This is a genomic window from Mannheimia sp. ZY171111 (genome assembly GCF_017750945.1).
Lineage (GTDB): Bacteria > Pseudomonadota > Gammaproteobacteria > Enterobacterales > Pasteurellaceae > Mannheimia > Mannheimia pernigra.
The window spans coordinates 544,795-569,967 of the sequence record NZ_CP046532.1; the positions used below are offsets into that span (position 1 = coordinate 544,795).

Consider the following 25,173-nt stretch of genomic DNA (forward strand, 5'->3'; position numbering starts at 1 on the left):
ACAGCATTTTCTGCTTTTTCTATTAAACATTTCTCGCAAAACTGGCTTGCCAATCCTAGAGCAGATATTTTATCAGGACTTTCGGTGGCGTTGGCGTTGATTCCAGAAGCTATTGCTTTTTCTATCATTGCAGGGGTTTCGCCACAGGTGGGCTTGTATGCGTCTTTTTGCATTGCCATTGTGATTGCCTTTTTTGGCGGTCGCCCTGCGATGATTAGTGCCGCTACAGGGGCAATGGCATTAGTGCTGGCAAGTCTGGTTAAAAATCACGGTGTGGACTATATGCTTGCCGCTACACTTTTAACAGGCATGATTCAGATTGTAGCAGGCTGGATGAAACTAGGCAGTTTGATGCGGTTTATCTCGCAGGCGGTGATGATTGGTTTTATCAATGCTTTAGCGATTTTGATTTTTTTGGCACAGTTGCCCGAATTAAACCCCAATTTAGCAGGCGTGTCGTGGCAAACTTACGCCTTAACCGCCTTGGGGTTGTTAGTGGTGTATGGTTTTGGTTATTTACCCAAAATTGGCAAATTAATACCGTCGCCATTGGCAACGGTGGTGCTGGTTACTTTAGTGGCGGTAGGGCTTGGCTTTGATGTTCGCACGGTGGGCGATATGGGGCAGTTGCCAGACAGCTTGCCTGCGTTTTTGTTGCCGAATGTGCCGTTTAATTTGAACACTTTGTGGATTATTTTGCCCTATTCATTGAGCCTTGCAGCGGTGGGATTGTTAGAATCGTTATTGACCGCCAATTTGCTTGATGAAATGACCGAAAGCGACAGTAACAAAAACCAAGAATGCCAAGGGCAAGGCATCGCCAACATTGTCAGCGGTCTGTTTGGCGGTATGGCAGGCTGTGCGATGATTGGGCAATCGGTAATTAACATCAAATCTGGCGGACGCACCCGACTTTCTACGCTGATGGCAGGCATATTTTTGTTGATTTTGGTGGTGTTTTTGGGTGATTGGATTAAAATTATTCCAATGCCTGCACTAGTTGCCATTATGATTATGGTGGCTCTTAGCACCTTTAAATGGCAGTCCATCAAAGAGCTAAAAACGCACCCTTTGGGCTTTAATGTGGTGATGATAACCACCGTTGCTATTGTGGTGTACAGTCATAATTTGGCTTTGGGGGTGTTTTTTGGGGTGTTGTTGTCGGCGTTGTTTTTTGCCAATAAAATTGGGCGTTACATGAAGGTGCTAAATTTGCCTACCGCAGATGAGAGCGATTTGGCGTATGGGGTAACAGGGCAGGTGTTTTTTGCATCAACCGATGATTTTATCGCCAGTTTTGATTTTGATAAAAAAACCGTCAAAACCGTGAGCATTGATGTCAGTCTCGCCCATTTTTGGGACATTTCGGCGGTCAGTGCCTTGGATAAAGTGGTAACACGCTACAAAAAACAAGGGGCAAGCGTGCAAGTTTTTGGCTTAAACGAAGCCAGCAAAACGCTGGTGGATAATTTTGGCAAATCAGACAAAGACGATGTGGATATTTTAGATACGCATTAATGCCTATTTTGATGATGGGTTGCTTTAAAAAATAAATACCGCCCAAACTTTCATTTGGATGGTATTTTATGTTCAGTCAGTCTGAATTTCATCCAATACAAATTCCACAAAGGCTTTGACAATGGCAGAGCGATAACGATGGGCGGCGTACAACATAAACACTTCAAAAGCAGGGGCATCAAATTGGGGTAAAATCTCCACCAAATGCTTTTTGGCTATCCATTCATCAGCGGTAATAGCAGACATTTGTCCGATATATGAGCCTTGCAAAATCATATATTCCACCGCATAGCTGTCATTGCTGGCAAATGCTATCGGCAAGGCAATTTTTGCTTTGTTCATTTGAATGACCATTTCGCTTTCGCCATTTTTTGCCCAACTGGCAATGGGATAATTTGCCAAATCGGATATAGTTTTTGGTGTGCCAAGTCGTGCCAACAAATCAGGACTTGCCACCCATTTGGTGCCAAGCGTCAATACTTTTTTGGCAATAAAATCATCACCGTGCAAGTCGCCAATGCGAAACGCCACATCAATACCGTCATTTGCCAAATCCAAATAGCGTTCGGTCAGCGTACAATGAATGTGAATGTGGGCAAATTGCTGTTGAAACTTGCCAATCCACCAAAGCACAGGCTCAAAAGCAGGCGGTGCTGAAATGCGTAACACGCCTTTTAAATTCTGTTCATCATCAAGAAGCACTTGTTTGGCATTTAACAAATTGTCAATAGGCAAATGCACTTCGTCATACAGTTTTTGCCCTGCCATTGTGGGCTTAACGCCTGATTTTTGGCGGTCAAACAGTTGAATTTGCAAGGATTTTTCAAGCTCACTGATTTGACGGCTGATAGTGGCAATCGGTACGCCTGTGCGTTCGGACGCTTTGGAAAGCGAGCCTGTTTGGACAATGGCGACAAATAGATGTAGGGTGTTGAGATTCATTGGTTTGACTGTTTAAACATTTGGGTTATTTTAGCAGGTTTTAATTTACATTTGCATTTTTAAAAACCACCTTTCCAAAAACCGCCATTCAATTCCCAATTTTAAAATTTTATAATACGCTCATTGTAATCAATTCAATGAGCGTAATATGATGAAAACAATCCTAAAATCAACAGCCCTTGCGTTGGCATTATCTTTATCTTTTGGCAATGTGGCAACCGCCAAAACGCCCAAACCGCTTGTTAAGGTCAGTCTATCAAAATCGCTTGTGCAAACAATCAAAACCCAAGACGGCTTTTCGCTTGCCCCTGACAGTCAAATGGGCGTGCGTGAATTTGTGGAAAAAGTCGTGCCGATTTTGCAGGAGCGGGGGATTTATCATACCGATTATGAAGGCGATACGCTAAGGGAGCATTTGGGCGTGCCGTATCAGTATGGATTGAAAGGTTAAGGGAAAAAGAGAAAACACCGTTTGGGGAAGGCAGGCGGTGTTTTTGGCTGATTGAAAATGGATTTTAGGCTTTAAAAATGTTATAATTTGGGTATATTTGTTGATTTTAAATAAATTATGAAAAACGCTTACGGTCAATACTTTACTCCCAAAATAATGGCAGATTTTATGGTGCGATTAAGTAATGCACCCAAAACCGCCCAAATACTAGAACCGTCTTGTGGTGAAGGGGTTTTTATAAATAGCTTAACAGAATCTGGATTTAAAAATATTACTGCTTATGAAATTGATGAAACTTTGAATAATATTTATCCAGTTTGTTACCATAGTTTTATTTCTACAAACATTCAGGACAAGTTTGATTTAATTATCGGCAATCCGCCATATATCCGTTGGAAAAACTTAGAAACGCATTTAAAAGATGAGTTATCACATAATGAATTGTGGCAAAAATATTGTAATTCTTTATGTGATTATCTTTATATTTTTATTATAAAATCAATTTTATTATTAAAAGAAAATGGTGAGCTTATTTTTATTTGCCCAGAATACTGGCTGAATACCAATCACGCTCAAAAAATGCGTGATTTTATGTTGGATAATGGTTATATTGAACAAATCATATCTTTTAATGAAAGCAAAATATTTGATAAAGTAACTTCATCAAATATTATTTTTAAATACATTAAGTCAGAAAATAAAAATAATCAAATCGTTAAAATTACAAGATTAACCAAAAACAAAAAAATTACGCCAAAATTTTTAGATGATATTCTTTATCAAAGAACGACAGAAAATGTGGTTTATTTTGAAATAGAACCATTTAAAAAAAATCAAATTTGGTCTTTAAAACCCAATAACATTAAACAACAACTTTCTAAGTTTGAAACAATGTGCCTTACAGAAAATTCAGCAAAGGATTTATTTGAAAAAAACATCCAACTTATCACCCTAAAAGATGTATGCGATATTGGTAATGGAATGGTAAGTGGACTAGATAAAGCATTCCAGTATTCATTATCGGAATTAAGTCATTCGGAAAGTAATAGCTTGATTCGTGTCATTAAAGCTAAGAATTTAATGCCTTTTATTGCGAGCAATGAAACGCCTTATATTTTTATTGATGCAAATATTAGTGAACAAGAATTTCAAGAAAATTATCCTAACTTTTATAGCCATTTACAAAATTATAAAGATGATTTAAATAATAGATACCAGTACAACAAGAACATTCCTTATTGGCAATGGGTGTTTTTGAGAAACTATAAATTATTTTCTCAAAAACAAAAACGCATTTTTGTGCCTTGTAAGGAACGAATTTCTCACAAAAATTATTTTCGTTTTGCATTGGTTGATGAATATTTTTATCCAACCCAAGATGTTACTGCTATTCTTAAAAAAGAAAGCACTCGTGAAAGTATAGAATACATTACTGCTTATCTTAATCAACCCATTATCTTTCAGTGGTTAAAGTACAATGGTGTATTAAAAGGAAATATTGTGGAATTCTCTGAAAAGCCATTAGCAAGTATTCCATTTAAAACAATAGATTGGCATAATGATAGTGAAGTTGAATTGCACGATGAAATTAGCCAATTAACTCGTAACTTGATTCAAAATAAAGACATTTCATTGTCCAATGTTATTCAATCTAAATTTCAGCAACTTTTGCAGGTTTAATAATGATTATTGATTTTAATGATTTAAAACCAAAATTGATTGGTTTATCTGTTCCAAGACCGCTAAGCGGAACATTATCTGGTCATTCTGCTGGCGAGCCTTTTGATAAATTAGTATATCAAAAGATTAAAGACAACTTTCCCAATAATACATTTAGACAATTTGAATATCTAAATGATTTATTCAGTAAAAATCCAATGGTCATTGGATTGGAAGCAAGATTAGCATTATTCCATTCTCCTACGATTATGTTTCTATTAAGTCGTGGTAAGGATGCAATGGATAAGTGGAGTATAGAATCGCCATTTGAAGAAAAACAAAATGACACAGCAGACATATTGTTGGTTAAAGATAATTTTTATCAAATTATTGATATTAAAACCAGAAATCTAAGTAAAAAAGCCCAAGCTCCTAATATCATATCTTCCTATAAATTGGCTCAGGTTTGTGCCAAAATGATTGATAATCAGGAATTTGATAATTTTACTATTAACTACCTTGAAATAGATTGGAATTTAGATAATGATAAATTAGTTTGTCAAAACGTGCATTTTATGGATTTATTTAAATCCGACCCCAGTTCATTGTATATTAATTGGGCAGCTGCAATGCAAATTCAATTTCACACTTGTGATATGGAGCAAGGCTTTTCGGATACAAAAGAGCAATGGGCAAAATCTTATTTAAAACATTTTGTTGAACAAGCCAAACGCCGCGCCAATGAAATGATAAATAAATTTGTTACGCCATTTGAAAAATATCTTGACTGAATAATTTATGCACCGTTTGAATTTTCAAGCGGTGTTTTTTATTGGAAAACTGACAAAATAATCTTTCCATTTTTAAAAACCAACTTTCCAAAAACCGCCATTCCATTGCCAATTCTAAAATTTTATAATACCCCATTCCATTTATTTTAAAGAGAAAATTTTATGAACCGTATCACCCAAATCCTAAACATCAAACACCCCATTGTCCAAGCCCCAATGTCGTGGCTGACGGACGCGCATTTGGTGGCAAGCGTGGCGAACGCAGGCGGACTGGGCTTTTTGGCCCCACACGCAGGGCAGACGACCAACCCAAGCTCCAACGAAGAAGTTTTAGAGCGTATGCGTAACGAAATCCGTAAGGTCAAAGCCTTGACCGACAAGCCCTTTGGCGTGCCGTTTATGCTGTCTTATGATTTGTCGCTCATTCCCTTGATGGTGGATTTGTTGATTGACGAGAGCGTGCCTGTGGTGCTGGACAACGGCTGGCTTGACCCTGCCATTTACGCCAAACTCAAAACTGCGGGCATCAAAATCATCTGCCGTCTGCCCAATCCCAATTTGACCGATGCCCTAAAAGCCCAAAAACTTGGGGCGGATATTTTGGTTTTGACAGGCTTTGACGAAGGTGGCACTTTGCCGATGAAAGAAGTGGGCAGTTTTAGCGTTTTGGCAGAGTTTGTCGGTAAGGTGGATTTGCCCATAATGCTTGCAGGGGGCATTGGCGACAAAAAAGCGGTGCAAGCAAGTTTGGCACTAGGGGCAGAAGGTGTGTGGGTTGGCACAGCGTTTATCGCCACAACCGAGTGCCGCAGCCACCAAAAAGTCAAAGAATGGATTGTGGGTGCAACCGCCAATGACCTGCTACTGTTTCGCACCGAGCCGTATTATTACCGCTCATTGCCAACCACACTTGCCCAAAAATGCTTTGAACTTAGTGAAAATGGGGCAAGTCGTAGCGAGATTGCAGTCGTTATGAACGCAGGCACGGGAATGCGTTTGGGTATGCTAGAAGGCGATTTTGATAATGGCTATGTGTCGGTGGGTACAGGCATATCACAAATTGACAAAATCAAAAGCGTACAAGAATTGATTGATGAATTGATGAATTGATGAATTGATGAATTGATGAATTGATTTTCAAAATAAAACATCGTTTAAATAGGAATTTAGACGCTGCTTTTTGTTCGTCATGTTCAACATCTCTAGAAAAATACCACTTATATTTATTTTCCTTGTTGCCCTTCCAAGATCTGCCTCGTCATCTCCATACTTTGAATGATGGCTCGGCGATTAATTGCATTATCGTTTCCATCTAACACTTTTCGCCAATAATCTAGTGCTTGTTGGTAGTTATTATTTAAAAAGCCATCTGAAGCTCGTAACAACAAACTGGCACTTTCATTTTTATCTAAGCTCAATGCTTCATCAATCATTGCACTGATTTCTTTGTTCATTTTCTGCCCATTATCATAATAACGAGCCGTTGCGACTGCACCTAAAATCGCCGCTTTTTTACCGAGTAGTTTTTGAGCATTGTCATAGCAAACTAAGGCTGAATCGAAGTCATTACTTAACACATAAGCCTGCCCTAGCTCATACCACAAGTCGCCATTATTGGGGTTCTCTCTTAACTGATTTTGTAGGCTGATAATGTAGCGTTCATTTTTTGACGTGCCGTGAGCTTCGTTCACTTGTTGCTGAAAATCTTTGTGGACGTTCAAGCCTTCTTGTACAACTTGATAACGCCCTGAGAAACTATAGTAAGCAACGCCTAACAATAAAATTGCAAGAAGTGAAAGTGTTGTCATTCTAGCAAGCGGCCGCTTTTTAGCATTATTTTGCAACTCACTTTGTTCAAATTGAGCTTTCTCGAACTGGTAACGCTGCTCTGCCTCACGCTCATATTCTTGCTTCACATCATCTGCAAACTGTTGAGCAAATTTGACCGCTTGTTGGTAATTTTCTCTGCTTAATTGATCGCGACTTTCCATTATATTTACTCTTATTTCATTTCTTTTTTCGGGTTCGCCATAAAATGGCAAGAAATAACAAACTAAATAGCCCAACAGGTAAACCCCAAAGTACCCAAGTTTGTGACGTAAGTGGTGGGTTATAATTTACAAAATTACCGAAGCGGTCCGTCATAATGCGGATAATTTCCTCATTGCTTTTCCCCTCACTCACCATTTCATAAACTTCAATCCGCAAGTTATAAGCTGCGGTCGCGTTCGATTCAACCAAATTTTGGTTTTGGCACTGTAAGCAGCGTAAAGCGCGAGCAAGTGAGATTGCCCTCACTCGGTCTGCCTCATTTTTAAATTGAAAGGTATCCACCATATCCGCTTGAACTATGGCAGTCATACCAAATACAAGCGGTAGAATTAGCCAAATTTTTTGCAAAAATGACCGCTTACTTTTCATTACGTAGCACCTCTAACTTTGGCAAAAAATCTTGGGCAAAATCCGGGTTGTAGCCTTTTTGCTGGTAACGCACCACGCCGTTGCGATCTATCAAATAAGTTGAAGGTGCTGAAGAAACCTTAAGCGTTTGAATTAAAACGCCTTTTTCGTAGTCATCAATAATTAGGCTAAACGGATTTCCCCAATTTTCTAACGCTTTCAGTGCATCATTTGGGCGATCGCTGTAGGTTAAGCCGACAATCGGTACGCCTCGCTGTTTTAGTTCTAACAACATTGGAAATTCTTTAATGCACCAAGTACACCAGCTCGCCCACACATTGAGAATATAAGGCTCTTTCGGTAGGCTGTTATTGTTCAAATGGGCGTTGCTATCGAGCAAATTCTTGCCCACAAATTCTGGAAATGGCTTGCCCTGCCAATCTTCCGTTGGAGAAAGGGCATCTTTATTTATGAGTGGAACAGAAAGAAAGCCTACAATGGCAATCAGGAGACACAGCGGAATCAGTAAAAATATTTTCTTCATTTTTTAGTCTTTATTTGAAAAAGAGGGTATGCAATACCCCAACAACGCCAGCAATGCACCTAAAATCATAATCAGCCCACCAAGCCACAGGGCTTGTACATAAGGCTTGTAGTGTAGGCGGAAAGCATATTCTAGGTGACCAAATTTATCGCCCATTACAATGTAAATGTCGTCCAAATAGTGGTGGTATAGCCCTACTTCTGCCATTGTCATCGTACGAACATCATAATATCGTCTTTCTGGCATCACATTAGCGAGAGTTTCACCTTCTTTACTAATCGAGAAAACGGCTTGCTCAGCCGTGTAGTTTGGACCAATTAAATCATTGTAATCTTCATATTTGAAAGTATAACCTGCTAATTCAGCCTGCTCACCTACTTTTAAGCGAACGCCGATTTCATCGCCGTAATAACTGTTCATCATTGCTCCAACCACGCATACTGCAAAGCCAATGTGAGCTAATCGCATTGCAAGCGGGCGGATTTTAAACATAAATCGCAAATAAGGAATGTGGGTTAGAATAATCCAGATCGCAAGGCTTATAAACACAATTGGCAATAACACCAACTCAAAATGCGGTCGGGTGGAAATAGAATGATAAATCAGCCCTATAGCGATAGCAACTGCCGCTGGAAATAGCCATAATTTCACTAAAATTTGTTTGATTGGGATCTGCTTCCAACGCAACGCAGCCGCCAAGCCCATTATCATCAGCAGCAATAAAGCAAGAGGGGCAAATACACTATTGAAATAAGGTGCTCCAACTGAAATTGCCCCCCAGTTCATCATAGTGAAGATCATCGGGTAGAATGTGCCCAATAACACGACGCAAGCAGCTACACTGAATAAACCGTTAATCATCAGAAAGGCGGTTTCTTTTGACAGCAAATTAAACTGAACTTTGCCTTGCCATAACGTTGCTCTAAATGCAAAAAGTGCTAAGGCGATAAAGCTGAGGCTGAAAAATAATATCAGCAACGCCATTCCACGATCAGGATCAATGGCAAATGCGTGAACAGACGTTAAAACACCAGAGCGAACAATAAATGTGCCTAATAAGCTCAATGCAAAGGCAAAAATAGCGAGTAAAATCGTCCAGTAATAGAACACCCCACGCTGCTGGCTTACAATTAAACTATGCACAAGGGCAGTACCTAACAACCAGGGCATTAATGAAGCATTTTCAACAGGATCCCAGAACCACCAGCCACCCCATCCTAGTTCATAATACGCCCACCAAGCCCCTAAAAGGATTCCCGCAGTAAGAAATCCCCACGAAATCATCGCCCACGGGCGAATCCAACGCATTATGGCAGCATCCATTCCACCTGAAATCAACGCTGCGACAATCATCGCAAAGCTCACTGCAAAGCCAACATAGCCTAAATAAAGCAACGGAGGGTGGAAAATCAAGCCAATATCTTGCAACATTGGGTTGAGATCTCGTCCTTCTGGCGGCGGTGGAAAGCCTCGTTCAAAAGGATTAGAGACAAATAAAATAAAAAGCAAAAAACCAAGTGAAATTAGCCCAAGCATTACTAAGGTTCGATGAGCAAACAAGCGGTCAATTTTTGCGGAAAATGTGCAAAATACGGCTGACCAAAGTACTAACGCCATAAGCCAAAACAGCATTGAACCTTCATGTCCACCCCAAGAGGCTGCAAATTTAAAAAAGTGAGGAAGTTGGCTATTAGAGTGAGCAGCAACATAAATCACGGAGAAATCATCAGTTAAAAAAGCATAAACTAAGGCAAAAAAGGAAATGCTTATGAAAGCAGCTTGCAAATAGGTAAACAAAGGCGATAACGCCAGCCAATCATATTGCTTACGAACTTCGCCCCATATCGCAAAACTGATTTGAAAAATGGCAGTAATCGCTGCCAATAAAAGTGAAAAATAGCCCAGTTCAGGTAGCATAAATTATCCAAAAAATAACCGCTTGTGAAGAAAAATTAGCAAAGAATATAATATACGCTCAAGTAGATTCCCCTCTTTAGCAAAGAGGGGAGCGAGATCTCAAAAAAGAACTAGCTCCCATAACAATGATTTTATTCAACGTTGCCTTTAGCTTGCCACAGTAAGCTGCCCTGCGTAAAGAATAAAGTAACGTAAACAGAGTACGCCGATTAAATCGAAAACAGAAATCAAGATAATAAATTTTACGTTATGCTTTAAGCGATGGCTGCCAAAAATATTGGCAATCAGCGGAATGGCAATACCGATGAGCATTACACCAATCCAGAACACAATGCCCCAAAAACCACTCAGTGCATTCGTTAAAGCAAGTGATTTATCTGCTCCACCAAAGTGTAATCCTACGAAGAACGCAACAATTAAGCCGAGTTCCGTTACCATAATAGGCACTTCAAATTTGTGCATAAAGTAAATTTCGTGGCTTTCACCTGATAATTTGCCAGCCAGTAGCACCATTAAGAATGTTGCTGCAATACCCGATGATGCACCAGAAGCTAAGAATAACGCTGGCAATACAGGGTTATTTAACATTGGGTAACTAATTAACGCTGAAAGTAGGAAACCTGTATACGCCCCGAGTACAGCGGCTAATACAAATAAGATAAATTCAATCGGTTTTAGGAGTTTTGCCTCAAGCGTATCAATCCAACCTAACAATAATTTTAATGATGGAAGATAACGATTGATAAAAACAGCCACCCAATCTTTAAACATAATAGCAATCCAAACAAGCAAGACGGCCATATAAAGTTGGAATAACATTACCCCCATAGACATTACCGATGTACCACTGTAGTTAAACATTAACTTCCAGAAGGTCCAAGGCTTTGTTAAATGAAAAATTAATAACGTTAAACCAATTAATGTTGGCAATATGCCAAGTATTGCGCCACTACGAATAATCCAGTTCTGGCTCGGTTTTTCCAGTTTGGCTCCGCTATTACGGTAAGCAATCGCTAACTGAACTGCTCCTGATGAAATACCCAGTAAGAACAAGTAAATAGCAATTGTGCCGTCCCAAACAAGATTTGGGGTTTGGAAAGGGACATATTCATTCATTATCTACGCTCTCCTTTACCAAATGGAATGTGATATAAGTTAGGCTCTGTGCCTAATGAGATCTTGGTACGATAAACAAAATTTTGTTTCACTTTATGGAAAATATCGCTATTTGGATCATTCATATCACCAAAAGTTAAGGCTTTAGTCGGACAAACCTCAACACAGGCTGGTTGTTTACCCTCTGCTAAGTTAGTATCACGGCAAAAGTTACATTTATCGGCAGATTTTTTCTCAGGATGAATAAAACGAACACGGTACGGGCAAACCGCAATACAATATTGACAACCTACGCACAAATCTGCATTTACATCAACAATCCCAGTTTCAGAATCAATGAATGATGCACCTGTTGGGCAAACACTCACACAAGGGGCATGAGTACAATGTTGGCAAGATTGACGGAAAAATTCATATTGTACATTTGGAAATTCACCAAATGGCTCGCTACGAATAATTTCTAAACGAGATACACCTTCAGGCACCTTATTCGTAGTACGGCAAGCGTCCATACAAGCGGTACAACCAATGCAAGCAGTTTCATCGTGTACCATCGCATAGCGAATTTTCTTTTGTTCTTTCTCAGTAGCAAGAGTTATAGAGGTGGCAAGCCCTGTGCTTGCCACAACTGCGATAGCACTAGCCCCTGAGATGAAATCTCTACGGGTGCAAGTCATTATTTCGCTCCTTTTGCTTCTCTAGCTTTCATTTCAGGATTTTTGAATTCGCCTGAATGAATTTTGGTATGACAATCCGTACAAAGTTTAATGCGATCTTTTTCAGGAATGCCTTTCATTGGATCTTTTTCTGGGTGAATCTCGTGACAGTTTGTACAAGTAATTTTAGTTGCGTGTGTGTCGTGAGCCCAGAATTTCTCACGTAATTTCTCTGGAGTATGACAAGCTACACAAACTTGGTTTTGTTCATTAATAGAACGCTCAAGATCTGCATTACTTGCTTTACCGTGAGGGTTAAAACGCATGACATCTTTTACTCCTTTACGGTGGCTTTCAGACATATTGCCGTGGCAGCTCACACAAGTAAGTTGCTCACCAGTATTCGGGCTTTTCACCTCTTTTTGGAAATGTTTTCCTGCGTGATGGAAAGGTTTACCCGTTGCATTAGCAGATTCGTGGCACTGAGTACAATATTTGTTTGGGTCACGTCTTGCATCAGTCGCAATTTGTGCATCATCCACTTTTTCTGATTGCCAAAGTGGCTTTGGTTGTTCAGGCATTACCGCATTTGCACTAGAAATTGCAAAAAAAACTGCAAATATGACCGCTTGTACTGGGGCAATTAATCGCCCCGTTTTTAAGATTACATTTTTCATAGTTCACCTCAAGCTACATTATTTTGTATCTGCTTTTGGTGCATCTTCTGCTGGCAACAAGCCTTTCGCACGAGCTTCTTTTTCCCATTGTGGAACAACAGTTTTTAAGAATTCATCTTTCGCGGCTTGATCTTTTGGAATATCTAAACCAATTGCTTTTTGAGCTTTCTCTTTAGTTGAGATATCAGGAATTGCAACAGGCGTTGCTACACCGTGTTTCGCTAGTACCACACCAAGTGCCGCACGCGCATCTGCTGCACGATCAATACCCGTTGCAATAGTGCGTAACATAACATCTGGTGCGTGGAAGTGATTACCGTGACCTGCAGCTGAATAGTCCCAACGCCATTGGGCATGACGAATTGCAGTTAAAATGTCTTTCATCTCATCTTGTGTTGCCCCTGCGTCCCAAGCTGCTTTCGCTTCAAAATGAGCTTTCACTAATTGATCTTCTAAACGGATCATTGTCTCTTTAACATCATGTTTATACTCTTTAACACGTTTTTGTAATGTTTCCTTACTTTGCTCGTGGCAAGTCTTACAGGTTGATTCAAAGTTATCAAATGGATTACCGATTTTATGATCAGTATAAACGTTACCCTCTTTATCTTTCACTTTAGGCATATGGCAGTCAATACAAGTTACGCCGTTTTTGCCGTGAGTACCTTGTGACCAAACTTCAAAATCTGGATGCTGTGTTTTTAACATCGGAGCTTTAGATAAAGCGTGAGTCCAGTCGGTAAAATTGATTTCATCATAATATTTCTCGATGCTATCCACATCTACGCCGTTTTTCCAAGGGAAAGTAACATCTTTCTTATCTTTAAAATAGTATTCCACGTGGCAGTTCGCACAGACTGCTGGGCGTTTGCCGTGTTTGTCTAACTCTTCAAATTTCCAGCCGATAGTATTTAAGGCACGCAATACGTGAGGACGAGCTACTTGTAACGCTGGTTTACCTTGTTTAAATTCTTCTGAGTTAGTATCGTGGCAGTCAGCACAGCCGATAGAATTCACGATTTCTGAACCATATTTTGCCCATTTAGGATCAAAATAACCACGCTCACCTTTCTCTTCAATTAAGCGGGCGACATCAGGGCCTTTACACGTCCAGCAAGCCATTGGCTGTGGACCATCATTTTCATCTTTTGGTGCACCAGTACGCAAAATATCACGCACATCAGTAATCGCATAATAGTGACCACGGGGTTTGTTATAGTCTTTAGAGAAGGCATAGCCTGCCCATAACACCACATAACGTGGATCTGCTGCTAATGCACTACCACGATCTGTTGATTCGGAAGTTGCTTTCCAAGAGTTATATTGCAACGGATATTTTTCTGCAAAAGTATGGTTTGCAGAATTAATTGTTACCCCTAATTTTTCGTGTTTAAGTGCTTTATCTGTTAAAGACTCTTTTTTTGCTTCTTCAGCTAAAGCTGGTTGTAAACACCCCAATATTGAAATTGTCACCGTTATTAGGCTTTTTGCTAAAAATTTCATTTTGGTTCTCCCACTCAGATAAAAATCATCAAAAATATAAATAAGGATTTTGCCTATTAAATTAATAAGGAAATCCTATAACTCATTTGGGAGAATATTCAATTTAAATCAACTCGACTATCTCAAAGTGAAGATTTATTGAATTAAATCAATAAAATCCTGAAAAAATACCTCTTAATGGTTAATTTAAAATCTAAAAAGCACTTTTATTTAGTGCAAAAATAGAGTTTAAAAAATGATAAATTTATGGTATCTATACAGCTCATTTTTACATAATAAAAAATCTCAAGGACACAACATAATGAATGGTGCAAGATTAATTACTGAAAGCCTAAAAGCTCACGCTGTGACCACGATTTTTGGCTACCCAGGTGGTGCAATTATGCCCACCTACGATGCCATCTACGACTCAGGTTTAGATCATCTGCTCTGTCGCAATGAACAAGGTGCAGCAATGGCGGCGATTGGTTACGCACGCTCAACTGGCAAAGTAGGCGTTTGTATTGCCACTTCAGGACCAGGTGCAACCAATCTAATTACTGGCTTAGGTGATGCAGCCTTAGACTCCATTCCTGTCGTTGCAATTACAGGGCAGGTTGCCAGCCACTTAATCGGTACCGACGCTTTCCAAGAAGCTGATGTGTTAGGCTTATCACTTGCTTGCACCAAACATAGCTTCATCGTACAGAATATTGAGGAGCTTCCTGAAATTTTAGCCCTTGCCTTTCAAATTGCCCAAAGTGGCAGACCTGGCCCAGTTCTAGTTGATGTACCACGTGATATACAATTAGCCACAACGAATGCTAAGCCTATTGTCTATGCCAAAGAAAAAGCCTCTGCACAAAATAAAACACAATTAGCACAAGCTAAGCAACTATTGCTAGAGGCAAAAAAACCTGTACTTTACGTTGGTGGTGGTGTGGGTATGGCAGAAGGCGTACAAGCGGTCAGAAATTTTGCAAAAATTGCAAATATCCCCTCTGTTTCCACCCTAAAAGGCTTAGGCACAATTGATCCAACCGATCCGCTTTATATGGGAATGATCGGAATGCACGGCACAAAAGCTGCAAACTATGCAGTACAAGAATGTGATTTACTGATTGCCTGCGGTGCACGTTTTGACGACCGTGTAACAGGTAAATTAGATACTTTTGCCCCACACGCAAAAGTCATTCATATTGATATTGATAATGCGGAAATCAATAAACTACGCCAAGCACAAATTGCGTTAAAAGGTGATCTAATTGAGGCTGTAAATAGCTTAGCTCAGCCATTAAACATTGATTTATGGCGTGACAATGTGCGTAATCTCAAGCAGCAGTTTGATTTCCAATATCAAGAAAATAGTGGTGAAGGACATATTGATTCTACGGCGTTGTTGCACACTCTTTCAGAGCGTAAATCTCCAAATAGTGTAGTCACAACAGACGTAGGGCAGCACCAAATGTGGTCGGCACAACACCTCACTTATAATGATCCGAAAAACTATATCACCTCAGCTGGTTTTGGTTCAATGGGATTTGGTTTACCTGCTGCAATTGGAGCCCAAGTTGCTCGCCCTAATGACCAAGTGATTGTCATTACAGGTGATGGCTCAATTATGATGAATATCCAAGAACTTGGTACAATCAAGCGAGCTAATTTACCTGTTAAAATTTTACTGTTAGATAACCAACGCTTAGGTATGGTTCGCCAATGGCAATCGCTCTTCTTCCTCGGTCGCCACAGCCAAACAATTTTAGACGACAATCCCGATTTCGTTATGCTCGCTAAAGCCTTTGATATTGAGGGCGAACGTATTGAAAAGGCTTGCGAAGTTTCGGACGGAATTGACCGCTTGTTAAATGCCAAAGGGGCATATTTACTTCACGTTTGCATTCCACAAGAAGAAAACGTTTGGCCACTTGTTCCACCTGGTGCTTGTAATGCCGATATGCTAGATGATGATATATAGGAGAACCAAATGGCACACTATCAATTAACGATTAAAGCGAACAAACGCCCAGAAACCTTAGAGCGTATTTTGCGTGTGATCCGCCACCGTGGATTTGAGGTGAAAAGTTTGAATGTCGAAGAAAATGATACCGTATTTGACTTAAAACTCACCCTAACCAGCCAACGCCCGCTTTCACTATTAACTCATCAATTAGACAAATTGTTTGATGTGATCGAAATCAACTAATCTTTTTAATACCGTGTAGAAAATACACGGTTTTTTTCGCTAAAAACTGACCATTCTCTCCTCAGAACAAATTGTTTAGCAAGCCGTGCCGAAAAATGGCTTAGAAACAAAGTAGCGATAATCTACTTTACAACCCTTTTTTTAAAGATTATATTAGCCACTCATTTAGTCGGGGTGCTTGCCTTATACCCATAATGCAAGCTGAGAAATACCCGTTGAACCTGATGCAGTTAGCACTGACGTAGGAAACTAAAAGCAAGCCAAATCTCCGCTGTTCATTCCCCGTTTGTGTTGGTGCGTTTCTTTTTTCAACCTTGAGGAATAAACGATGACCAAATCATTTCAACCACGCTTTTTGCAAAAAATTCGGCAAAATCGACCGCTTGTTCACAACATTACTAATATTGTTGCAGCCAATTTTTCCGCCAATGGCTTATTGGCTCTCGGTGCTTCGCCAATTATGGCTGCAGCCATTGAAGAAATGGAAGATATGCCTAAACTAAGTTCTGCCTTGGTAATCAATATCGGCACATTAATCGGAAAAGAAATCGATGCAATGGTGCTTGCTGGCAAAACGGCCAACCATTTAGGTATCCCTGTTCTACTCGACCCTGTGGGCGTTGGGGCAACATCATTTCGTCGCCAAACCGTTGAAACGTTACTAAACGAAATTCAATTTACCGCTATTCGAGGTAATGCCGGGGAGCTAGCAACTATCGCAGGAGTAGATTGGCAAGCCAAGGGTGTTGATGCTGGAGAAGGCTCACACAATATGGTAGAAATCGCCAAACAAGTTGCTAAACGCTACCAAACCCTAATCGCCATCAGTGGTGAAGCCGATGTAGTAAGCGATGGCTTACGCACAGTTTTAGTGAAAAATGGCAGCCCAATGTTCCCACAAATTACGGCTTCTGGCTGCTTACTCAGTGCAGTATGCGGAGCATTTTTAGCCGTAGCAGAAAAAGATCAATACTTTAATTCACTGATTGAGGCTTGCACTGCTTATGCCGTTTCTGGCGAAATTGCCGCCAATCTCTCAAATCAACCGAGTATGGACAATTTGCCGTTAATCTTTTAAATGAATTAGGCGCTTTAACAACAGAAGCCATCACACAATATGCAAAGGTGGAATATGTCTAATACTCATCACACACAATCAAGCCCAGCAAAAGTAGCAATTGCCTCAATGGTCGGTACCGCGATTGAATATTTTGACAATTATATTTACACAATGGCAGCCGTACTGGTATTTAATGTACAGTTTTTCAATAGTGATGACCCTGTATCAAACCAATTAATGTCACTTTCTGTGCTAGCTCTTGCCTTTTTCACTCGCCCGATGGGATCAATTCTTTTTGGACATTTTGGCGATAAATATGGCAGAAAACAAACACTTATCGCCTCGCTCCTGTTAATGGGATTATCCACTGTAGCTATCGGCTTGCTACCAAACTATGCTGCAATTGGTATTTGGGCAACGATCCTGCTCTGTTTGTGCCGTATAGGACAAGGTTTGGGCTTAGGTGGCGAATGGGGCGGTGCAGCCTTAGTTGCAACTGAACACGCACCGAAACACAAGCGGGCATTTTTTGGCATTTTTCCGCAAATGGGAGCGCCAATCGGCTTATTGTTAGCCAACGGAGCGTTTTATCTCGTAAACCTAATTTATGGCGAGCAAGCCTTCCTCGACTGGGCGTGGCGGATTCCATTTGTAGCGTCTATTGTGATGATTTTTATCGGCTTATACATCCGTATTAAAATCAGCGAAAGCCCAATTTTTCTGAAAGCGGAGCAACAAGGAAAAAATCACCACACACCGCTGAAAACATTATTTAGCAAGCATTTCAAATCCTTTATTATCGGCGTACTGATTGCGACTGCTGGCTATGTTCTATTCTATATTTTGGTTGCCTTTACTCCCATTTTCGTGAAAAGTCCTGTGGCAATTTCTAAGGCTGGCTATGCAACAGGCTTAGGCTTGCCTGCCAATCTCTACACCAAATATTTACTGATTACTTCGGTAATTTTTGGTATCGCCATTTTCTTCTCTGGCTTATATTCCGACCGCATTGGTCGCCGATTATTACTACTGATTGCCACTGGGGCAACAGTAATTTACGGTCTCAGTATGCCCTTCTTCTTAGAAAACGGCACACCAATCTCGATCTTCATTTTCTTGAGCATCGGAATGATCTTAATCGGCTTAAGCTTCGGTCCAATGGCAGTCATCTTACCTGAATTATTCCCCACTGAAGTCCGCTACACAGGGGCATCGCTTGCTTATACCACCGCGGGTATTTTAGGGGCAAGCGTATTCACCATTGTGGCAGTGAAAATTAACGAAAACTTCGGCTTATTTGGGGTTGGAGGCTATTTAGCCGCCGCTTCATTACTCAGCTTCTGGGCATTGTGGCAAGTTCACGAAACCAAAGATTTGGAATTAGCGGAAATTTAACCCACAAAAATAAGGGCAAACTCATCTGTTTGCCCTCATAATTTGCAAAAATTTAGCTAAATTTAACCGCTTGTATCGCTATTTTATTCGCTTTCGTACAATAATGGTTGCCATAAAAATCACTAACATCACAGGAATTGTTAAGCCAAGCGGCAAATGTACGTGATTGTAAGAGAGAATGTGATAGAGCAAAAAGCCTGTAAACCATAATCCACAAGCAAGCCAATCCATTTTTGCCTGTAATTCGGTACGTTTTAGTACGAAGAAATCCGCCATTTGCACGGCAATCATTGGAGCAAAAACAGAGCCAATCAGAAGCAGAAAATTCTCATATTGCGTAACGGGTAAACTCAAGGCTAACAACGTGCCAATGAGCGTCACTGCAATGGCTGTCGGCGTTTCTTTCAGCTTCGCACTGATATTGCTAGCACTCACCCCTGCGGAGTAGGCATCAAGAAAAGTAGTCGTTACGGTAGATAAAATCATCACCACAATACCTACCAAGCTCATTCCTGTCAGCAAAAGCATTGGCGCAATTTCGCTTTGCCCAGTAAACAGCACCATTCCCAAACCAAGAGCGTACATCCACCCACTGGTCAGCAAATAGCCTACGCTTGCGAAAAAGGTAGCGGCAAATGGCTTTTTCGCCTTGCTGGTATAGTCAGAAACCAGTGGCAACCAAGAAAGCGGCATAATAGTAGCAAGTTCAACTGCTGTGCTAAATGGCATTTCGCCCGAAATAGTGGAATTGGGTTGCCCATTTAGTACTTTCACGCTTAGCCATAACGTCAATCCAAACATTGCGATGAGTGTGGCGAGTTTAGATTTTCCCAGCTGATTTGAGCCTGTGAATAACCATAAAATAATCAGCACACCAAGCAAGACAGCCCAAAGGCTAAAAGCGGAAAATCCCCATAACGCCAAACTTAACGCATTGCTGATTTCAGCTCCTGTGTAAATCATAATTGCCGTCCAGCCAACAAGTTGCAACACATTGGCAAGCGAGAAAAACACTGAGCCTTTACCAAAGGAAATTTGTACCGTTTGCATCGCATTTTTTCCCGTTTTCGCCCCGATAAAGCCAGCCGCAAAAAATAAAATACCGCCTAGCAAATGCCCAAGTATAATTGCTAGCAAGCCTTGCCGCCAGCCGAGCGGTGCAATCCAAGTGCCAACCACAATTGCACTGGCACTAATGCCTGCCCCAGCCCAAATTAATCCGCTGTTAAGCGAGCTAAGAGTTCTACTCATTGACACCTCCATTTGCAAATTTTTCTAGATTTTTGACCGCTTGTTGCCACGCTTCCGCCTTGGTAATCGCACTCACCACCGCCGCACTGCCAACACCACAGCTCATCACCTGTTTGATATTTTTTTCAGTAATACCACCAATCGCTACCGTTGGCATCCGAAGTGGAGCAACCAAATCGACATAATTCACCAAGTTTTTCAAGCCCTGTGGTTGTGAATACATCGCTTTAGTTTGGGTTGGGAAAACGTGCCCAAAAGCGATATAAGAAGGCCTCACTGCTAAGGCTCGCATAATTTCAAAATAGCCGTGGGTGGAAACGCCAAGTCGCAACCCAGCTTGTTGAATTGCATCAAGGTCTGCAACGGCCAAATCTTCCTGCCCCAAATGCACGCCATAAGCCTGATATTTCACCGCAAGCTGCCAGTAATCATTCACAAACAGCCGCACATTATGTTGTGTGGCAAGTGCGACAGAGCGAGCAATCTCCTTTTCAACGTCTGCAAGCGGTTGATTTTTCACTCGAATTTGTAAAGTTTTTACCCCCTCTAAAATCAAGCGTTCAATCCACTCAAAGCTCTCAACAACAGGATAAAGCCCAAGCTGATAATCCGTCGGGGCAAACCCATTTTTTGGCAATGCTAACGGGGCATAAAGCAGTTCAGTTTCTGGGAAGAAATGAACATCGGTTGGATAGCCCGTGTGGCATAGTGAACTTAATGCCGTTTGCCCTTTGCCTTCTTTTTCTGATAAACCTTTTTGCAGATAAGCGGTGGCAACGGTGATGGAATCAGGCAAATCAAAGCCTTTTGCTAGCATCGCACCAATCGCTGAAGCAAAAGTGCAACCTGTTCCGTGATTGTTTACACTTTCTAAACGAGGGTGATGAAATACATAAATTTCCTTTGGTGTGAGCAGATAATCGCTCACTTTCTCGTTCTGCCATTCAAAGTGCCCACCTTTTGCCAACACTGCTTTTATGCCTTGTTGGAAGAGGGTTTGAGCAGCAGTTTTTACATCCTCAAAAGTAGTAATTTCCGTTTCGCTGAGTAAAGATAACTCCGTACCGTTTGGAGTAATTAAATCGACCAATGGATAAAGTTGTTGTTGCACCACGGGCAGTAAAAGGCTTTCCGACAAAGCTTGTCCACTGCTGGCCACTGCTACAGGATCATAAACTATAAAGCAATAACTTTCACTTTCTTTCCTAATTTTTTGAATATACTCACACAAAATCTCTACTTGAGATTGTGAGCAAAGCAAGCCAATTTTAATCGCATTTGGATAGCCTTGAATGAGCAACGCCTCAAACTGCTGGCGAAAAGTATAATCATCAACTGGCGTCACACAAAGCACACCGTGTGGATGCTGAGCGGTCACAGAGGTCACCACCGAACAGCCGACTAAATTGAAATCGTGAAAAGTGTGTAAATCAGTCTGAAGCCCAGCCCCAGCACAGCTGTCTGAGCCTGCAACCGTCCAGATAACCTTTGATTGTTGATGGGAATGATTAGAAATAGACATCGCAAAATCCTCTTTTAACGTTAGGGTTTGCTTGTCAGAGATGTGGCAATAGGCAAAAAATTGATGTTGAAACTTGTTCCCTACGCAGGTTCTAACCTACAGGTTCCACGGATCTCGCTTTTGCGATCTCAGCCTTACGGCACTCCGACAAGAGTTTTTAGTATAGCTTACAAGCGGTGATTTTCCACAAAAAATTTGCAAAATTATCTGGAAAATGTACCGCTTGTAATTAGCAGTTAATTTATCTTCCCGCAATTTAAACAATAGAGATACATCTGTGTTGGATCATTAAAGCGTGAAAGCATCTCGACTTGGTGTTGTGATTGTTTCAGCACCGGCACATCGAGCCAGCTGGTTAGGCTAACTTGTAACTGCGTTTTAAAATCTCTTGCTAAAGTACCAAACAAACTTTCATCTTGCTCTGCAAACCATTGCACGCCAAATTGCTCAACTTTCGCTTTGCTTTGCGCTTCACGTTTTTGGTTGATTAACTCGGATAATGTATCAAAAGCAACATTAAAATTGCCTAATTCATCAACTAAGCCGTATTTTTTTGCATCAACGCCTAACCAAACTTGCCCTTGAGCAACTTTATCCACCGCTTCTTTTGACATTTTTCTGCCACGAGAAACAAGTTCTAAAAAGCGGTCGTAGCCGTTTTCAATGGCTATTTGCAGCACTTCGCCTTGTGCTTTCGGTAAACGTTTTAAGCCGATTGGCTCTGCCAGTGGTGACGTTGCAATGCCATCTTCATTTACACCTAATTTTTTAGCCGTTTTCTCAAAAGTTACAGCTAAACCAAAAATACCAATTGAGCCTGTAATTGTATTCGGGCTGGCGATAATTTTATCGCTGGTTGCAGCAATCCAATAACCACCTGAAGCCGCAACTCCGCCCATTGAAGCTACAACGGGTTTTCCTGCTTTTTGGAATTCCTCAACCTCTTGACGAATAAGTTCCGATGCCACTGCACTACCACCTGGGCTATTTATACGCAAAATCAAGCCCTCTACGTTTTTATCTGCTCTAGCGTCTTGCAGTAATTTAACGATAGTTTCACTGCCTACGCTCATTTGATCGCTCTCACCCGTCATAATTGAGCCTTCAACATTCACTACCGCAATTTTAGGCACGTTTATCTCTTCAAATCGGTCGTTCAGCTCAAGGAAGTAATCCAGAAATTCAATGTGGTTATAATCCCCTTCATTATTTTCTCCAAAATGTTCAATCAATTTTGATTTACGCTCTTGATTAGACACTAAGTGCGTTACCCATTTTTGCTGTAAAGCAAACTGTGCATCATCACCTTTCGCTGCCTTATATTTTTCAATATAAGTGTCAGGCGATAAATTAATTTCTTGTGACTCCACTTTTCGATTTTGAGCGATCATATCTACCATTTGCTGCCAAGTGCCATTTAACCAGCCACGTGCATTTTGCTTCGCTTCTTCAGACATATCATCACGAATAAAAGGCTCAACCGCTGATTTATAAGTGCCAACACGGAAAATATGCGGCTCAGCTTCAATCTTGTCTAACAAGGCTTTGAAGTAAGTATTGGAGTAACTCAAACCTTGTAATGCAACAGCCCCAACCTTGTTTAAATAAATCTCATCAGCAAAAGTAGCTAAATAATATTGCTTTTGTGAATACTGCTCGCCAATTGCAATCACTGGCTTACCCGATTCTTTGAAAGCATTAATCTCATTACCGATAAAATCCAAAGAAGAAAAATCAGCATTTCTCAAATTGTGTAAATCTAATACCAAGCCTGTAATTTGCGGATCATTTTTTGCTTTTCTAATCGCTTGAACCACATCAAAGGTTGAAATTTTAACAGATTCTGTTCCACCTAATTCATAGCGGATCAAGCGGTAAAAATCGGCAAATTCTTCACGATTATCCGCCAAGTAGCCATCTAAATTTAAACGTAATGCCCCTTGAGTAAAAACCGGCTTCTGTATATTTTGAGAAGAGGCCATAAAGCCTACGATTGGGATTAATAATAGAATAAATAAGATAAAAAAGAGATTAATAACACACTCTCTAACGCAGAGAAACATTCGATAAATCGCTTTTAGAACATTTAACATCGGAAATTCCTAAAAATAAAACAGTCTGCACAGTATAAAGCAATCACGGAATGAATAAAATATGCTATTCTTGAGCAAAAGAAGTTCATAAAAGGTGATCTTTATGCAAATCTTAGATTTATTACATCGTCGTCGCTCTAGTAAAAAATTTGGCAATACAGCGCCAACACCAGAGCAACTCAAGCAAATTTTAAAAGCTGGGCTACGAGTCCCCGATCACGGTCATTTAAAGCCTTATCATTTTGTAGTCATAGAAAAAAGCGGTATGCCTCAACTCTGTGAGCTTTTCAAAGATGCCGTAGCAGAATTTGAAATGGGCGAAGATCGCCTAAAAAAAGCAGAAAAATTGTCTAATCAAGCCCCTGTAATAATTGGCGTGATCGCAAAACTGGATCATAACATTGCCAAAGTCCCAGCTTGGGAGCAAATGATAACTGCAGGATGTAGCGGTTATGCCATTCAATTGGCAGCAAATTCATTAGGCTTTGATACCGTTTGGATTACGAACAAATGGGTAAACGGATCGGCTCTTCGCTCTGCTTTTGGCTGCCAAGAACAAGACAAAGTCATTGCCTTAATTATGATTGGCTCACCTGAAGAAGATGGGCAGATTTCTCTGGCACCAGAAAGTGATAATTTAGATGGTTTTGTAAGCTATATTAAATAAGATGAAAACAATTTTAATCACAGGATGCTCTTCTGGTATTGGATATGCTACAGCACAGCACCTCAAAAAATTAGGCTGGCGAGTGATTGCCAGTTGTCGCAAGCCTGAAGATGTGGCTCGCTTACAAGCAGAAGGCTTCGATTGCCTTTTGCTTGATGTAACCAATTCAGCGCATATCCAAAATGCTTTTGATTATGTGCGTGCAAGCGGTCAATTAGATGCCATTTTTTGCAATGCTGGCTATGGTCAGCCTGGCTGTGCAGAAGATGTGCCACGAGAGGCGTTGCGTGAAATTTTTGAAACGAACGTATTCGGAACGTGGGAAATAATTAATCAGGCGATGAAAATTTTCCGCTTACAAAACCACGGCAGAATTTTAATCAACAGCAGCATTTTAGGCTTTGCCGCAATGCACTATCGTGGAGCTTACAACGCCACAAAATTCGCCTTGGAGGGGCTAGCGGATACGCTCAGATGTGAACTACACGGCTCAAATATTTATGTGTCGCTAATCGAACCTGGCCCGATTCAAAGCAATTTCCGCCCAAATTCGGTGGAAAAGCTCAAACAATATATTGATGTGGAAAATTCCTATCACAAAACGCTAAACCAAACTCAATACCAACGCTTAACCACAAAAGGCAATGCGAATCCATTCACGCTACCAGCCTCTGCCTGTGCCGAGGCTTGCTTAAAAGCCTTAAATGCTAAAAAACCAAAAGCACGCTATCAAATCACCTTTCCCACCAAGCTTTTCTGGTGGTTACGACGAATTTTACCCACAGCGGCTTTTGATTATATGAATCGGAAGTTTGGGGGATAACTTATC

The 25,173-nt window shown here is 40.7% G+C and carries 22 protein-coding genes, 1 pseudogene and 2 riboswitches; of the genes and pseudogenes, 11 read left to right on the forward strand and 12 right to left on the reverse strand.

The annotated features are described in order from the left end of the window. The first annotated feature begins 21 nt into the window (after positions 1–21). Positions 22–1,518, forward strand: coding sequence for a SulP family inorganic anion transporter (locus GM698_RS02540; RefSeq protein WP_176812835.1), 1,497 nt, complete (start codon positions 22–24; stop codon positions 1,516–1,518). A 72-nt stretch (positions 1,519–1,590) separates the two neighbouring features. Here the strand turns inward: GM698_RS02540 and GM698_RS02545 are convergent, their stop codons facing one another. Further along, entirely contained in the window at positions 1,591–2,460 is an 870-nt protein-coding gene (locus tag GM698_RS02545) for a LysR family transcriptional regulator (protein ID WP_209289610.1), read from the reverse strand. Positions 2,461–2,608: 148 nt separating this feature from the next. Between GM698_RS02545 and GM698_RS02550 the strand changes: the two genes are divergently transcribed. The 4 genes from GM698_RS02550 to GM698_RS02565 all read left to right on the forward strand — a co-directional run bounded on the left by GM698_RS02550 (position 2,609) and on the right by GM698_RS02565 (position 6,471). Next, complete coding sequence (locus tag GM698_RS02550; RefSeq protein WP_209289611.1) at positions 2,609–2,911, forward strand: hypothetical protein; 303 nt, start codon at positions 2,609–2,611, stop codon at positions 2,909–2,911. Between the two features lie 117 nt (positions 2,912–3,028). Further along, complete coding sequence (locus GM698_RS02555) at positions 3,029–4,591, forward strand: Eco57I restriction-modification methylase domain-containing protein (protein ID WP_209289612.1); 1,563 nt, start codon at positions 3,029–3,031, stop codon at positions 4,589–4,591. 2 nt (positions 4,592–4,593) lie between these two features. Continuing rightward, on the forward strand, positions 4,594–5,361 hold the full coding sequence (locus GM698_RS02560; protein WP_209289613.1) for a HincII family type II restriction endonuclease: 768 nt from the start codon (positions 4,594–4,596) through the stop codon (positions 5,359–5,361). Between the two features lie 162 nt (positions 5,362–5,523). After that, a complete protein-coding gene (locus GM698_RS02565) occupies positions 5,524–6,471 on the forward strand; it encodes a nitronate monooxygenase family protein (RefSeq protein WP_209289614.1) in 948 nt (315 codons plus the stop codon). 113 nt (positions 6,472–6,584) lie between these two features. On the opposite strand, the gene GM698_RS02570 is transcribed toward GM698_RS02565, so the two are convergent. The 8 genes from GM698_RS02570 to nrfA all read right to left on the reverse strand — a co-directional run bounded on the left by GM698_RS02570 (position 6,585) and on the right by nrfA (position 14,174). Then, positions 6,585–7,352 carry a cytochrome C biogenesis protein gene (locus tag GM698_RS02570; protein WP_176809667.1) on the reverse strand — a complete coding sequence of 256 codons (768 nt, stop codon included), beginning with the start codon at positions 7,350–7,352 and terminating at the stop codon, positions 6,585–6,587. A 16-nt stretch (positions 7,353–7,368) separates the two neighbouring features. After that, entirely contained in the window at positions 7,369–7,782 is a 414-nt protein-coding gene (nrfF, locus tag GM698_RS02575; protein ID WP_209289615.1) for a heme lyase NrfEFG subunit NrfF, read from the reverse strand. Continuing rightward, positions 7,772–8,305: a redoxin family protein gene (locus tag GM698_RS02580; RefSeq protein ID WP_209289616.1), complete on the reverse strand. Its 534-nt coding sequence runs from the start codon at positions 8,303–8,305 to the stop codon at positions 7,772–7,774. The genes nrfF and GM698_RS02580 overlap by 11 nt, the downstream gene beginning before the upstream one ends. Before the next feature lie 3 nt (positions 8,306–8,308). Beyond that, complete coding sequence (nrfE, locus tag GM698_RS02585; RefSeq protein WP_209289617.1) at positions 8,309–10,222, reverse strand: heme lyase NrfEFG subunit NrfE; 1,914 nt, start codon at positions 10,220–10,222, stop codon at positions 8,309–8,311. Between the two features lie 147 nt (positions 10,223–10,369). After that, positions 10,370–11,338, reverse strand: a complete 969-nt coding sequence (gene nrfD / locus GM698_RS02590; protein WP_209289618.1) for a cytochrome c nitrite reductase subunit NrfD — start codon at positions 11,336–11,338, stop codon at positions 10,370–10,372. Further along, on the reverse strand, positions 11,338–12,015 hold the full coding sequence (nrfC, locus tag GM698_RS02595; protein WP_209289619.1) for a cytochrome c nitrite reductase Fe-S protein: 678 nt from the start codon (positions 12,013–12,015) through the stop codon (positions 11,338–11,340). Before nrfC ends, nrfD begins: the two co-directional genes overlap by 1 nt. Then, a complete protein-coding gene (gene nrfB / locus GM698_RS02600) occupies positions 12,015–12,671 on the reverse strand; it encodes a cytochrome c nitrite reductase pentaheme subunit (protein WP_176812275.1) in 657 nt (218 codons plus the stop codon). Before nrfB ends, nrfC begins: the two co-directional genes overlap by 1 nt. Positions 12,672–12,689: 18 nt before the next feature. Then, positions 12,690–14,174 (reverse strand): ammonia-forming nitrite reductase cytochrome c552 subunit, encoded by a 1,485-nt coding sequence (gene nrfA, locus GM698_RS02605; protein ID WP_176809662.1) that lies wholly within the window; start codon positions 14,172–14,174, stop codon positions 12,690–12,692. 301 nt (positions 14,175–14,475) lie between these two features. Between nrfA and ilvG the strand changes: the two genes are divergently transcribed. From ilvG to GM698_RS02625, 4 genes and pseudogenes are all read left to right on the forward strand, one after another. Next, positions 14,476–16,128 carry an acetolactate synthase 2 catalytic subunit gene (ilvG, locus tag GM698_RS02610; RefSeq protein WP_209289620.1) on the forward strand — a complete coding sequence of 551 codons (1,653 nt, stop codon included), beginning with the start codon at positions 14,476–14,478 and terminating at the stop codon, positions 16,126–16,128. A 9-nt stretch (positions 16,129–16,137) separates the two neighbouring features. Beyond that, entirely contained in the window at positions 16,138–16,356 is a 219-nt protein-coding gene (gene ilvM / locus GM698_RS02615) for an acetolactate synthase 2 small subunit (RefSeq protein WP_159629179.1), read from the forward strand. 160 nt (positions 16,357–16,516) lie between these two features. Further along, positions 16,517–16,621: riboswitch (TPP riboswitch) on the forward strand. 63 nt (positions 16,622–16,684) lie between these two features. Further along, positions 16,685–17,496, forward strand: a pseudogene (thiM, locus tag GM698_RS02620) (hydroxyethylthiazole kinase). Further along, on the forward strand, positions 17,489–18,811 hold the full coding sequence (locus GM698_RS02625; RefSeq protein ID WP_209289621.1) for an MFS transporter: 1,323 nt from the start codon (positions 17,489–17,491) through the stop codon (positions 18,809–18,811). The pseudogene thiM and the gene GM698_RS02625 overlap by 8 nt, the downstream one beginning before the upstream one ends. A 78-nt stretch (positions 18,812–18,889) precedes the next feature. On the opposite strand, the gene cytX is transcribed toward GM698_RS02625, so the two are convergent. The 3 genes from cytX to sppA form a co-directional block, all read right to left on the reverse strand. Beyond that, positions 18,890–20,062 carry a putative hydroxymethylpyrimidine transporter CytX gene (gene cytX, locus GM698_RS02630; RefSeq protein ID WP_209289622.1) on the reverse strand — a complete coding sequence of 391 codons (1,173 nt, stop codon included), beginning with the start codon at positions 20,060–20,062 and terminating at the stop codon, positions 18,890–18,892. After that, entirely contained in the window at positions 20,055–21,584 is a 1,530-nt protein-coding gene (thiE, locus tag GM698_RS02635; RefSeq protein ID WP_209289623.1) for a thiamine phosphate synthase, read from the reverse strand. Before thiE ends, cytX begins: the two co-directional genes overlap by 8 nt. 60 nt (positions 21,585–21,644) lie before the next feature. Further along, positions 21,645–21,741, reverse strand: a riboswitch (TPP riboswitch). Between the two features lie 79 nt (positions 21,742–21,820). After that, positions 21,821–23,677, reverse strand: coding sequence for a signal peptide peptidase SppA (sppA, locus tag GM698_RS02640; protein ID WP_176812271.1), 1,857 nt, complete (start codon positions 23,675–23,677; stop codon positions 21,821–21,823). Positions 23,678–23,780: 103 nt separating this feature from the next. Between sppA and GM698_RS02645 the strand changes: the two genes are divergently transcribed. Together GM698_RS02645 and GM698_RS02650 are read left to right on the forward strand one after the other, a co-directional pair. Beyond that, positions 23,781–24,344, forward strand: a complete 564-nt coding sequence (locus GM698_RS02645; protein WP_209289624.1) for a nitroreductase family protein — start codon at positions 23,781–23,783, stop codon at positions 24,342–24,344. A gap of 1 nt (position 24,345) precedes the next feature. Continuing rightward, positions 24,346–25,167, forward strand: coding sequence for an SDR family NAD(P)-dependent oxidoreductase (locus GM698_RS02650; RefSeq protein WP_176812269.1), 822 nt, complete (start codon positions 24,346–24,348; stop codon positions 25,165–25,167). The last annotated feature ends 6 nt before the right edge of the window (positions 25,168–25,173 follow it).